The following is a 12595-nucleotide window of genomic DNA, read 5'->3' on the forward strand; positions in this document are numbered from 1 at the left end:
GTTGAACGAGGTTATGAAAAACAGAGGAGGCGATGCGGGCGGAAACCGCATCCGCCCCTTGGCGGACGAATACGTCGTTCTGTTCGAATCTCCCGATCCGCAATCGGTCTACGGTTACAGTCCGGGGATCGTCGTTCTGCCTGACGGCCGGTTGATCGCGACCATGGATCTCGGAGGTAAAGGGGTCAAGGAGCTGGAAGGTCCTAAGGGATCCAGGCGCGGCTACATCACGCAGGGCAAAATATTCCTCTCCGACGATAAGGGACGAACGTGGCGGCATGTGCACGATTTTCCGTTCATGCACGCGAGACCGTTCGTCGCGGGAGGCTCCTTGTACGTCATCGGACAGTGCGAAAACATCCAGATTATGCGCTCCGACGATAAGGGAGAGTCTTGGACGGCGCCGGTTCGTTTGACGGATTCCGGAAACTGGCATCAGGCTCCGTGCAATGTGCATGAGGCGAATGGAAACGTCTATCTGGTTATGGAAAACATCCGGGAGCATGAATTGACGAACTGGCCCGTCAGTCAAATCGAACCGATCCTGATGCGCGCAAAGACCGATGCCGATTTGACGCTTGCGGAAAGCTGGACGTTTGCGAGCGGCTTGGTCGCCGAGGAAGCGATACCGTCCGGGCGCCTCGACTATTTCGGCGTCCCCTTCTTCACCGAGCAGCGCGCGGCGAAGCCGAATCAAGTGAACAGCGCCTTGGTCGGCTGGCTGGAAACGAATGTCGTGCAGATTACCGATCCGGACCATTATTGGCACGATCCTTCAGGCCGCACGTTTCATCTCTGGATGCGGGCGCATACGGGCGGTACGGGGTACGCCGCAATCGCCAAGGTGGTTGAACGCGAGGATGGACGCATGGAAACGATGCTCGAACGAACGCCCTCGGGCAAAACGGCTGCATTTTTGCCGTGTCCCGGCGGACAGATGAAATTTCATATTTTGTACGATGCAATCACGAAAATGTACTGGCTGTTAAGCTCGCAAGCGACGGACAGCATGACGAGGGCGGACCGTCTGCCGGCGGAACGGTTTGATTTGCCGAACAACGAACGGCACCGTTTGCAGCTGCATTTTTCGAAAAACTGCGTCGACTGGTGTTTTGCGGGCTTGGTGACGGCAGGCGATTCGCCAAGGCAATCACGGCATTATGCCAGTATGGCTATAGACGGCGACGATCTCTGCGTGTTGAGCCGTTCTGGAGATGCGAGGGCCAAGGACGCGCATAACGGCAATCTGATTACGTTTCACCGGGTTGCGAGATTCCGGGAGCTGATTTACTAGGGTGTGTTTGAATACTCCGAGGAGAGCAAATTTCGCCAAATTTTCGTTCCAGGCAAGGCGCGTTTGGGAAGGCGTACCGGGGGTACGTCAAGCCAACGGAACGAAGCATGGGGCGAAAAGGCGGTGAAAGATGACTCCGAGCGGGTTTTCAAACACGCCCTAACGTTAAAGGAGGACAAACCATTGAATAATACCGACTATCAAAAGTTTACCGGCGTGTTTTCGCTGCTGCTTACGCCATTCCGTTCCAACAAGGAAATCGATTGGGACGTGTACGAGAAATATGTGAACTGGCAGCTGTCGTTTCAACCGGCCGGGCTGTTCGCCGTTTGCGGCAGCAGCGAAATGAAATGGCTGACGCTCGAGGAGCGTCTGGAATTGGCACGCAGGGCGGTTTACCTCGCAGGAAGTACTCCCGTAGTGGCTACGGCAAACCTGGAGCCGAACCCGGACGATCATCCGGATGAGCTGCGGAGGATGATTGAAACGGGCGTGTCCGGCGTCGTTCTCGTACCGCCGAACGGTATGGGAGAGGATCAGCGCCGGCTGCATGCATACATGGCGAATATGGCGGATTTAGCCGGGTGCCCGGTCATTTTGTACGAGTGGCCGCTTGTGCATCCTTACCGTGTCGATCCCGAGATTTACCGGGAGCTCGTGTCATCGCACGGGGTACTCGGACTGAAGGATACGACATGTACGCTTGAAGGCATCAGCCAAAAAGTGAACGCCGCGCCGGATTCCATCGTGTACCAGGCGAATACGCCATACTTGCTGGAGTCGGTTCCGCTAGGCATTAAGGGCGTTATGGCGATCGTTTCGGCGGCTTCAGGCAAAACGGTCATTGATTTTTGGAATGCGGCTATGCGCGAAGAGCCGGAAGCAAGTGCGCTGCATAACAAGCTTGTTTATCTCGACGCCCTGCTCCGGTTTTCGTATCCGGCGTCCGCCAAATATTTGGCTTCGCTGCAAGGGATTCCAATAGAAACGTATTGCCGGGCGGATAGCGCATTGACTGAAGAAGCAAGGAAAGCGATGGACGTCTGGCATGGACATTCATAAACTGGACCGCTTTATGAGAACGGACGGAAGAAGCGGGGAAGGTGCCATTGCATGGCACTCCCCGCTCCAGCCGCCGTTCCGGATATCAGGCTTCGCTTGGCTGCGCGACGGGAGCGGTTTTCGCAGACTGCCGCATCTGCCGGAAGGGGCGGTGCGGGAACCAGTCGATAAGTTGGCGGATTGCACGGCGGGCGGCCAAATTTGTTTTCGGACCGACTCGCGGCGAGTCGAATTACGAGTCGCCCTCAAGGCTCCTGCGCTTATGTACCATATGCCGGCTACGGGTCAGTGCGGCTTCGACGCTTATGTCGGCGAGCCCGGCTTTAAAATATACGGCGGGACGGTCAAGTTCGATCCGCGGCTAAAGGAATACGAAAGCACGGTGCTGGAGCTTGATCCGGGGGAGTCGAGGATACGGACGATTACGCTCAACTTTCCGCTATATCAAGGTGTAGACGATATTAGCATCGGCTTGGAAGCGGAAGCGCAGGTGCTGCCGCCCCCGACGTATGACAGCGAGAAACGGGTCGTTCTGTACGGTACCTCGATTACGCAAGGTGCCAGCGCTTCGCGGCCGGGGATGGCGTATCCGAACATTTTGAGCCGGAGCATCAACCTTGAATTTATCAATCTGGGCTTCTCCGGGAACGGGCGCGGCGAACCGGAGGTCGCGGAATGGGTCGGCCGGGTCGAAAATCCCGCTTGCCTTCTGCTTGATTATGAAGCCAACTGTTTAAGTACCGCTTATTACAGGCAGACGCTGCCCGACTTTATCAGGGTATACCGAAGCCGTCACCCCGAGGTGCCTATCGTGCTGCTGTCCAAGATCGCGATCCGTTTCGAGTTTCTGAAACGTGCCGAACAGGCGGAGCGTGCGGAGAGACTTCATTTTCAACAGGAGCTGGCCGCAAGCTTACGGAGCGAAGGGGAGCGTAATCTGACGTTTGTGGACGGTACGAGTCTGATCGGCGAGAACGACCACGAATGTACGGTGGATGGCGTGCATCCGAACGATCTCGGATTTAAAACGATGGCGGATCGGCTGCTGCCGGTGCTGAAAACTGTTTTGCAGTTATAGTCGTTTGGACGAATGGACTATCAAATCACATTGCGGAGGGGATCGGGATGTCTGGAAACAGGATAAGCCGTAGAGCTTTGCTCGCATCGATGGGAATGGCTGGGGCAGCCGTTTTGACGGATAGCGTATGGAAGGGCGGTTTACCGGGAACGGCGGAAGCCAAAGGCGGAACGGTGACCGAGTCCGTCTACGGGCTCGATAAGGTAAAGGTGAAAGACCTGAAAGACATGGATTTCGTCATCGCGGTAACGATCGCCGAGTTGAGAGCGGAAACGGATCCGAACCCCGATTATGTCTACTATGTGATCGATACCGGACAGGAAGGCATGTTCGGCTACGACCCGTCGGATACGACAACGCCTGACAATACGGGAACGGTCGTTGCGGCTGCCGCAGGCGGCCGATTCAAGCGTATGTTTGAGGGCGCTTTGCAGGTCAAATGGTTCGGGGCAAAGGGAGACGGGGAAACGGACGATACGCTGTCTGTCCGTGCGGCGATGCAGGCTGCGAGAGGAAAGGAAGTTCGTTTTGCCGCAGGTGTCTATAAGCTGACCGATACGATCGCGATTCCGCGAAATACGTTCGTGAGAGGAGCGGGCTGTTCCTCGTGGTTTCCGTTCGGCCAACTGCGCAATAACGTTCCGAACAGTATTTTGGATATGGAGAACGGTACGATCCTGAAGTTCGTTGGAAACGCTTCCGTTACGTTCTCCACGAACCGGTCCGACTTCCAAAACTTCACCTGCGCGGTAAAACTTGAGCCGGATGCAGACGGGGTGCAGCTGTCCGATCTCAAAATATTGTCGTCGTTCCGAATTCGGGATGAGAACGGGAACATTACGACTTCCGATACGGATCAGCATGCCATGTTCGATGTGGGGCTCTGGATCGACAATGCGGATCATGTCAAGCTAAACGGAATCGGCGTTGTCGGCTACTGGCAGAAAGCCGGACTTCTCTTGGACGCTTCGGGGCGCCTCGGGGCTACGCAGGAATTCGGCGCGATCGAGTATTGCGTGGTCAGTAACTCTATTTTTCAGGGGAAAATCGGGATGGCGGCGCTTGGCGGCGACGAAGGGATACCGCCTGACGAAACCGGATTCCTCAAGCCGACCGGGGATGATTTGACGGAGGGTGCGTTCGGCCTTTCCCATTTGTTCGTGTCCGATTGCTTTTTTTCCGGAACCGACCATCATTCGAACGGATTCGCCGACGGCTGGCAAAGCCGGATCGCCCCCGACAGCACGCCGCTCAAAATCGACGGATTCATCGGCAGCGGCGTCCCTTACCGTATCAATCATCCGCGTTTCGTAAACTGCTCGATTCAAACGCGCGAAAGCGCATCGATCGTGCTGGACCGGGTTATCCGTCCCGCATTTATCAATTGCCGGGCGGAAAGCGGTCCGATCCGCGCTTCCAAACATACCGTGCTGCCGCGGCTCATCAACTGCGAGTTCCCCTATAATCGTACGAACGCGATCTATCAGGAAATCGAGCATTGCCAAGGCGCGCACATTACACCTTCTTTCCGCAGATTGGCGCACATTCACTTGAAGGAGTATCAATTTCAGATTGAGCTCCGAAATAACAATGGGGTTATCGAGCATCGGTTGACCAAGCCTTTTGCCATAAGCGCCGGCGCCAAAAGCAAAGATGTCGAAGCTTTGTTCCGTTATGCGATTAAGGAAGCGGGCTGGGATTACCAAGCATGGACGCCGACGCCCGTTCCGGGGAGTACGATGAATGACGACTACAGCAAAGGCCTATTTCTCGGTGAAAAAGCGTTCCAAGCCAAGTATAGTCTTGTCACAAGCGTGACCTTCGATAACCATGCCGATTATCAGGAGGCGGAGCTTGTCGTCGTTCAGTCGCGGGCCGCGGATACTGGTTTGTGGGCAAGAGCTGCGGCCTACTCGGCTCCTACGGTTCCTTATAAAATGGCGACGTATAATACCGTATTAAAAATCGAGCTGCGGAACGGCAGCGGTCCGGCGACGGCACTAACGACGAACCTCCCTATGGAAGCGCAGGGAGCGGCAAGCTTGATTCTTCGGGTTAGGGGCCTGTTTTATGAGCAGGCATACGGACTGGGCTGACCGACAGGAAATATGTCTAAGCTTTTTTGCAGGAAACTTTGCCGTCAGACCATGTCTGGCGGTCTTTTGACGTTCGACGAAATCCTTGCAACCAAAGCCACGTCCGAAACGTTTTATGATATAGTTAGAATTAATCGAAATTTGTCGGGTTTGGCTGTCGAAGCGGCGTCCGATTTGCAAAGGTGGGAAAAAGATGAACAAATACCGTCTGGTTTTGCCGTTATTCGCATGTTTATGTTTCTTTTTCCTATCCGGGCGTGCGGCGGAAGCGAGTGTGTTCGACCGCATCAAAGATATTTACAATGCCCCCGAGAAGGTGGACGAGCTGCGCAAGCAGTACGACGACACGATGAAATCGCTTGAGCAGCAGCAGGAGATGCTGAAGGAAGCGCAGGCGTCAATGGAGAAATACGCCGCGGAGCAGAAGCTGCTGATGGAGGAAAATAATCGTTTTCGCCAGCAAAAGGACGAGCTGCAAGCGCAGAATGCGCAATTGACGCAGCGTTTGGAGCAGCTTGAACGGGATAAAGCCGGCAAAAGCAGCTTGTACCGCAAATGGATGTCCATGATCATTACGGCCGTTGCGCTTGTGCTTGGCTATATATTGTCCATTCGCGTTTGGCGTTATGCCGTTTGGCGCAGGCAGAGGCACTCGGGCAGAGGAGTATAAGATGAACATAACGACGCCCCCTAACGTAGGTCATATTCACATCAAGCTCGACGATAGCGATGCCATACAGCTGCTTCATCCGCAGGCGCTGCTCGCTTATCAAGGAAATCCGCAGAGCCGCGAAGACCGTCTTATGGATTTTGCCGGCATGTACCGTAAAAAAAAGCTGATCCGATCGCGGCTTCAAGGTCCGGCGGAGCTGATCGTCGGTCTCCCGCCGGGCTGCATGCTCGATGCGATCGACATCCCGGAGGAAAGCGATCTGCTCTTCGATTTCCGGCATGTGCTTTTTTATTCGGACGGCCTGACGATGAAAAGCAAAGTGCAAACGATCAAAAACGTTTGGATTACGCGGGAATGGGTGCGGATGAGATTTACAGGGCCGGGCATTCTCGGCTTAATCACGTCCGGTGCGCTGGCGACGCTTCAGCTCCATCCCGAGCGGCCCTTGTTCGTGGAGGCAGGCTCGCTCGTCGCTTATCCGGAGAATGCTTCGATCAAGCTGTCGGTATACGGCAATCAGCTGGCCAGCCAAAATATGAATGTACAATGGGAAATGACGGGCAAAGGACCGGTTTTGATGCAAACCGGTTTTCGCGATACGCAGCTGGACGAACAGCTTCATAAGGACGGCATCGTGCGCAGGGCGCTTCGCGAGCTGCTGCCGTTCGGCGGCGTCTATATTCGTTGAGCTTTGCGTGATATTCGGAGCAGAAGTAAGACCGGCGAATAAGGTTCCGGCTTGCTCTAATTATACCTATTTAGACGGACAAAAACCGGGGTTTCGCCTGCATAGCGTTTTTGCAAAGGTTGGATCGAGCTCTCGCAGTTTGTTGAAATAGTTGGTTATCGAATGATTTTCCGATACGGACATGTTCTGAAAGCGAACCGTATACGCGCCTCTCACGTGGAGGTAGCGGTATAAGGTATCGCTTTTTGGCGGTTTATACGTCTGCGGCGGCGTGAGCGGGACGATGTCGAATTCGTTGACGATACGGCGGCTATAGCCGATCGTCCGGTTGTAGGCGGCCGCGAAGGCCGGATCGCCCACGCGTGGGGCGGCGTACGTATATAAAACCGGCTGGCTGAACTTTGTATTTGCGGCCACATCGAATGCGCAAAGGACGGCAAGAGCGCCGCCAAGGCTGTGACCGGTTACGTAAAGCTTTTTGTCTCCCGGGATGTTCTCGAGCGCTTCAAAAATTTGTTTCCTCATCGTTTCGTAAATCTTGGTAAAACCGCGATGAGTGGCCCCCGATCCCGGTACGAGGCCGAATTCGGATTGACGGGCGATCATGTCGGTAACCCAGTCGGCGGTCGAAATCGTGCCGCGGAAGGCGATGATGACGTCATGGTCCGATTCGAGCACGAAGCCGAAACGTTCTTTCCATATGCCTAACGCTCTGGCGTTAAGAGGCGTTACGCATTTGAACCCGGCAGGTACGACGAAGCCGCCGTCCGGATCGGCGAACTGATGATAGGTTTGACTGCAGGCAGCCGCCAGAAAGATCGCCAGCCGATTATCGATCGGATCCATATGAGTCATGAGAGGAGTCTTCCTTTCCGCGAATGATGCCGTTTGCTGTATCGTATGTGCGGAAGGGCTCTTGCGTATGGGCGCTTGTCACGACCGTTCTTACAAGATATCCCGATATGCGTTCCACTAAAGCAACTCTATCAAATCGTGCATAAAACTATAGTAGAAGGCCGCTAGTACGCAGAATAAGAGGTAGGCGGGAACGTGGCTCGAAGGGCCCAGGCGTCTTTACAGCTGATTGGCTTGGGAGGCGAAGCCTTAGAGCTTACTTATAGGCGAGATTGCGGAAAACGGCGCTTCAAAGCATTCGATAAACAGTTCACCTCATGGAAGGGGGGAGGGGAAAATGAGAAAATACGCGGTTCGCAAGGACAACTGGGATATACGAGATCTTTACTATAAAAGCGAGGCGGCGATCGCGGCACAAAAGCTGCCGAAGGCCATCGACCTGAGACCTTACTGCTCAGCGGTTGTCGATCAAGGCGAGCTGGGATCGTGTACGGCAAACGCTATTGTAAGCGGATTGAGAGAATACCTGGATATACGTTCGGACGGTGACGGATGCTGTGCCGAACGGCTGTCGCGCTTGTTTTTGTACTGGCATGAACGGAGGCTTGAAGGAACGATCGACCAGGATGCGGGAGCGACAATCCGTTCGGGGATGAAGGTGCTGAATAAAATCGGCGTATGTCCGGAGCGGCTGCATCCTTATGATATAACGAAGTTTCGCGATATGCCTTCGGAGCAGGCGGAGGCGGAAGCCGTCAGCTACAGGATCGAATCGTATCGCCGGATTATCGGTCTTGGAGGAGTGAAAGCGGCTCTGGCGGAAGGGAAGCCGGTCGTACTGGGTTTTCTGGTCTATGAGTCGTTCGAGTCGGATAAGGTTGGGCGAACGGGCAAAGTTACGATGCCTGACGTGCTCAGGGAGCAGGTGCTGGGCGGCCATGCCGTTCTTGCAGTCGGCTACCGGGACGGCTGGATGGGGCGAGGCGAAGTCATCATTAGGAACAGCTGGGGGACGGAATGGGGCGATCAAGGCTACTGTTATTTTCCGTACAAAATGTTCGAGCGGGATATCGTCTTCGACTTGTGGACGTATTAATACGCTTTAAATAAAAAGGTTAACGCCCGATTTGCCGGTCTATGGCGGAGCTTCCGCCGCCAGGCTAATCGGGCGTTTTTAGGGTTTAGTCAGCTATAGGATGCGCAATTTACAAGAAATTTATTCCAACACGCCCAAAAGCGGTTTATTCGGCAAATAATGATTCGTCCGGATGAAACGGATCGTCTTGGTTTTGGCCCGCATAACAAGCGAATGCGTTTCGGCACGCTGGCCGGGATGGAAGGTGACGCCGCCCAAAAACTCGCCTGGCGTGATGCCCGTCGCGGCAAAAATAACGTCTTCGCTGCCGATCATATCATGCATGGTAAGAACGCGAAGCGGATCGTCGATGCCCATCTCCCGGCATCTTGCGAATTCTTGTTCGTCCGCCGGCATAAGCCGTCCGATCAATTCTCCGCCTACGCAGCATAACGCAGCTGCAGCGAGTACGCCTTCCGGTGCGCCGCCGGAGCCGACATACAAATCGATGCCCGACTCGGGAAAAGCGGGGGCCATCGCACCTGCGACATCGCCGTCGCTCAAAAATTTGATGCGGACGCCGGTGTTGCGCAAACGTTGAATCAGCGATTCGTGACGTACTCTGTCGAGGATCATCACGGTTAAGTCGGATAGGGGCTTATTCAGATGATGAGCCGCCTTCTCGAGCGTCGTTTCGATCGGGTCGTCGAGACTGAGTTTCCCGGCAAGCGCCGGGCCTACCGACAACTTCTCCATATACATATCCGGTGCATGAAGCAGATTGCCTTTATTGGCAATTGCGATAACGGCAAGCGCATTGTTCAGGCCTTTGGAAACAAGCTCGGTGCCTTCGAGCGGATCGACGGCTACATCGACCTCGGGTCCCTGCATGTTGCCCACCTGCTCGCCGATATACAGCATCGGCGCTTCGTCCATTTCGCCTTCGCCGATGACGACGGTTCCTTTAATAGAAACGGAATCGAACATCGCGCGCATGGCCGATGTTGCCGCTCCGTCCGCTTGAATTTTGTCGCCGCGACCCATCCAGCGTGCGGATGCAAGTGCAGCCAGCTCCGTTACGCGAACAATTTCCAGTGCAAGTTCTCTTTCCATGCGAATCCCCCTCGAGCTTGTATCATTTTGCGTTCTGCAATGACGATTACCGACTGCGCGGCAATGAATAAGATGTGCTAGAAGCGATGACTACTTGTATGTATGACATCATAGTTTATAATATGATAGGTACTATATGATTGCAACTGGTATTATTAATGGCAAATAACATGTGCTTATTAAGAAAGATTGCAGCCGAATCCGGTATGAACTACAATTACAGTAGCGACGCACTTTCTCGGTACATGAAGTGCCCGATAACATGCAGGCGGTTTATTAAGCCATTTTTGAGTTTTTCCGATAAGGGGATCGTGAAAGCTGCTCTAGACCTGACGGTAAAACGACTTGCGTCAAGAACGCGGGTAGGTTTAACCTTGAATAACGATAAGGGAGGGGTCGGGAATCGAACTTTCTGGAAGACAATGGGAAATAGTGGACATCGTAAAAAAACATGCGCCGATAACAGGCGAACAAATCGCTGAACAGCTTGGATTAAGCCGTCCGACGATCCGCTCCGATCTTGCTTTGCTCGTCATGCTCGGCTATATTGACGCCAAACCGAAGGTGGGTTATTTTCTCGGAAAGAAGGCGTCGAACGAAAATCATTTGATGTCCAAGCTGACGGATATCAAGGTGAGAGACGTTCAAGCGATGCCGGTGATCGTCCGCGAGTCGGCCAACGTTAACGATGCGGTGATTACGATGTTCATCGAGAATGTCGGGAGTCTGATCGTAGGAGATGAAGAGGGCAATCTTGTAGGCATTATCTCGCGCAAAGATTTGCTTAAGGTGACCTTGGGCAATCCCGGCGCGTCCACGATGCCGGTAAGCCTCGTGATGACGCGTCAGCCGAATATCATCACGGTCAGTCCGGACGATTCGATACTGGAAGCGGGAAGAAGACTTATTCATCATCAGGTGGACAGTCTGCCAGTCGTAGCATATACAAAGTCGTCAGGCAAGGAAAAGCTGGAGATCGTAGGACGCGTATCCAAAACGACACTAATTAAGGCACTGATCGGCAAGACCGGGGGGATGGAGATTTAATGGAAAAACGCGAACAGATGATATATGTATGCTCGGATGCGGTCGGCGAAACCGCGGAAGCGGTCGTAAGGGCCACGATTCGGCAGTTTGACGGCCACCATGTGAAAATCAGAAGAATCGGCCATATCCGCCATGAGGACGAGATACGCGCGATTATGGAGGAAGCGGAGAAAAGCGGCGGGTTTGTCGCCTTTACGCTTGTCCAGCCCGAGCTTCGGGAAATGATGAAGGAGGAAGCGATTCGTCTCGGCGTTCGTGCGGTCGACATCATGGGCCCGATGATGCAGGCGTTCATCGATACTTTCAACGATTCGCCGAAGCGGAAGCCGGGGCTCCTGCACGAGCTGGACGACGACTACTTCAAACGTGTCGAAGCGATCGAATTTGCGGTAAAATGCGATGACGGACGCGATACGCATGCGCTTTTGCAGGCGCAAATCATTTTGATCGGGGTTTCCCGCACGTCCAAAACGCCGCTTAGCATCTACCTGGCGCATAAAGGCTGGAAGGTCGCGAACTTCCCGCTTATGCCGGAGGTCAAAGCGCCGAAGGAGCTGTTCCTCGTGCCGAACCACCGGATCATGGGGCTGACTATGGACGCTTCGCAGCTGCTCAAAATTCGCACGGAGCGGCTCAAGGCGCTCGGTCTCCCGCACGGTGCGAAGTATGCTTCGGTCGAGCGGATCATGGAGGAGCTCGATTACGCCAATTCGCTTATGCGTCAGCTCGGATGCCACGTCATCAACGTGACCGACCGGGCTATAGAGGAAACGGCCGGCATCATCATGGGATATATGTAAGCGGTAAGCACATCTATTTTCAAAAAATGCCCGATCCCGATACCGTATGGCATCGGGCGGGCTTTTTGGATTGCGGCAAAATAGGTATAGAAAACGGAGTATGTTCATGATGTAAGGGTGTAGGCACAAAATGGGATACGCTGCGGTTATTGCGATACGGTGTTCGTTTGAGCGGCCGACGACTGAAAAGGCTTCCCGTGGATGCGTTCAACCGGGAACAGCTGGCGGACCTGCAGCGTGATGAGCGTTGCGACGAAAGCTTTTATGGCATCGCCGGGCAAATAAGGGTAAAAGCCGGCTGTCAGCGCTTTCGACAGCGAATAGTTGGCTACATGCGCAAGCCACGGCACGCCGGTCACGTAAAGCAGAAGAGAGCCGAAAATTTCGATCGTCAGGAAGGTCAGAACGAACGTGACGGTTTTGTTGGCGCTTTTGATTCTCGGCACGATAAGGCCGATGAACAATGCGGCGAACGGAAACGCCCAGATGAAGCCCCCGGTCGGCCCGAGAATGAGGCCAAGGCCGCCTTTGCCGTGCAGCAGCGGAATGCCTAGTGCGGTTAAAAGAACGACAAGCGCAATGCTGAAAAATCCGTAACGCGCTCCGAGAATGCCGCCCGCGAGCATGACCGCAAAGGTTTCCATCGCGATCGGGACCGGTGTAAAGCCGAGATGAATGTTGACATAGCTCAGTACGACAAGCAATGCTGCGAATAATGCGCTAAAGACGATTCCTTTCATCGTGAAGAAAGAAGATTTCAATTGCAACCGCTCCTTTGATATGTTAACTTAAACTTCAATAAATGGTTAACGTT

At 54.1% G+C, this 12595-nt stretch carries 12 protein-coding genes; 9 read left to right on the forward strand and 3 right to left on the reverse strand.

Translation table 11 applies throughout. From position 1 onward, the window contains the following. Window position 1: 1 nt before the first annotated feature. The 6 genes from DQG23_RS22400 (at window position 2) to DQG23_RS22425 (ending at window position 6891) form a co-directional block, all read left to right on the forward strand. Window positions 2-1294: a sialidase family protein gene (locus tag DQG23_RS22400; protein ID WP_113033121.1), complete on the forward strand. Its 1293-nt coding sequence runs from the start codon at window positions 2-4 to the stop codon at window positions 1292-1294. Between the two features lie 183 nt (window positions 1295-1477). Further along, complete coding sequence (locus tag DQG23_RS22405) at window positions 1478-2356, forward strand: dihydrodipicolinate synthase family protein (RefSeq protein WP_158560646.1); 879 nt, start codon at window positions 1478-1480, stop codon at window positions 2354-2356. After that, a complete protein-coding gene (locus DQG23_RS22410) occupies window positions 2343-3434 on the forward strand; it encodes an SGNH/GDSL hydrolase family protein (RefSeq protein WP_113033123.1) in 1092 nt (363 codons plus the stop codon). Before DQG23_RS22405 ends, DQG23_RS22410 begins: the two co-directional genes overlap by 14 nt. Before the next feature lie 47 nt (window positions 3435-3481). Continuing rightward, complete coding sequence (locus DQG23_RS22415) at window positions 3482-5530, forward strand: glycosyl hydrolase family 28-related protein (RefSeq protein ID WP_113033124.1); 2049 nt, start codon at window positions 3482-3484, stop codon at window positions 5528-5530. Window positions 5531-5723: 193 nt separating this feature from the next. After that, a complete protein-coding gene (locus DQG23_RS22420) occupies window positions 5724-6200 on the forward strand; it encodes an MreC domain-containing protein (protein WP_113033125.1) in 477 nt (158 codons plus the stop codon). A 1-nt stretch (window position 6201) separates the two neighbouring features. Continuing rightward, window positions 6202-6891 (forward strand): AIM24 family protein, encoded by a 690-nt coding sequence (locus tag DQG23_RS22425; protein ID WP_113033126.1) that lies wholly within the window; start codon window positions 6202-6204, stop codon window positions 6889-6891. Between the two features lie 66 nt (window positions 6892-6957). Here the strand turns inward: DQG23_RS22425 and DQG23_RS22430 are convergent, their stop codons facing one another. After that, window positions 6958-7746: a lipase family protein gene (locus tag DQG23_RS22430; protein WP_238177982.1), complete on the reverse strand. Its 789-nt coding sequence runs from the start codon at window positions 7744-7746 to the stop codon at window positions 6958-6960. Between the two features lie 337 nt (window positions 7747-8083). Here DQG23_RS22430 and DQG23_RS22435 point away from each other — a divergent pair, with 337 nt between their 5' ends. Next, on the forward strand, window positions 8084-8842 hold the full coding sequence (locus tag DQG23_RS22435) for a C1 family peptidase (protein ID WP_113033127.1): 759 nt from the start codon (window positions 8084-8086) through the stop codon (window positions 8840-8842). 120 nt (window positions 8843-8962) lie between these two features. Here the strand turns inward: DQG23_RS22435 and glpX are convergent, their stop codons facing one another. After that, complete coding sequence (gene glpX / locus DQG23_RS22440; protein ID WP_113033128.1) at window positions 8963-9934, reverse strand: class II fructose-bisphosphatase; 972 nt, start codon at window positions 9932-9934, stop codon at window positions 8963-8965. 384 nt (window positions 9935-10318) lie between these two features. Between glpX and ccpN the strand changes: the two genes are divergently transcribed. Continuing rightward, complete coding sequence (ccpN, locus tag DQG23_RS22445; protein WP_192894620.1) at window positions 10319-10981, forward strand: transcriptional regulator CcpN; 663 nt, start codon at window positions 10319-10321, stop codon at window positions 10979-10981. Then, window positions 10981-11781, forward strand: coding sequence for a pyruvate, water dikinase regulatory protein (locus DQG23_RS22450; protein WP_113033130.1), 801 nt, complete (start codon window positions 10981-10983; stop codon window positions 11779-11781). The genes ccpN and DQG23_RS22450 overlap by 1 nt, the downstream gene beginning before the upstream one ends. Before the next feature lie 146 nt (window positions 11782-11927). Here the strand turns inward: DQG23_RS22450 and DQG23_RS22455 are convergent, their stop codons facing one another. Further along, window positions 11928-12542 carry a biotin transporter BioY gene (locus tag DQG23_RS22455; RefSeq protein WP_113033131.1) on the reverse strand — a complete coding sequence of 205 codons (615 nt, stop codon included), beginning with the start codon at window positions 12540-12542 and terminating at the stop codon, window positions 11928-11930. Window positions 12543-12595: the final 53 nt, after the last annotated feature.

Source organism: Paenibacillus contaminans, assembly GCF_003285015.1.
In the GTDB taxonomy this organism is placed as follows: domain Bacteria; phylum Bacillota; class Bacilli; order Paenibacillales; family NBRC-103111; genus Paenibacillus_V; species Paenibacillus_V contaminans.

Coding starts and splice junctions, on each gene's coding strand:
- DQG23_RS22450 (WP_113033130.1), top strand. CDS start 10,981: ATGGAAAAACGCGAACAGATGATATATGTATGCTCGGATGCGGTCGGC.
- DQG23_RS22410 (WP_113033123.1), top strand. CDS start 2,343: ATGGACATTCATAAACTGGACCGCTTTATGAGAACGGACGGAAGAAGC.
- DQG23_RS22430 (WP_238177982.1), bottom strand. CDS start 7,746: ATGACTCATATGGATCCGATCGATAATCGGCTGGCGATCTTTCTGGCG.
- DQG23_RS22435 (WP_113033127.1), top strand. CDS start 8,084: ATGAGAAAATACGCGGTTCGCAAGGACAACTGGGATATACGAGATCTT.
- DQG23_RS22415 (WP_113033124.1), top strand. CDS start 3,482: ATGTCTGGAAACAGGATAAGCCGTAGAGCTTTGCTCGCATCGATGGGA.
- DQG23_RS22420 (WP_113033125.1), top strand. CDS start 5,724: ATGAACAAATACCGTCTGGTTTTGCCGTTATTCGCATGTTTATGTTTC.
- DQG23_RS22425 (WP_113033126.1), top strand. CDS start 6,202: ATGAACATAACGACGCCCCCTAACGTAGGTCATATTCACATCAAGCTC.
- glpX (WP_113033128.1), bottom strand. CDS start 9,934: ATGGAAAGAGAACTTGCACTGGAAATTGTTCGCGTAACGGAGCTGGCT.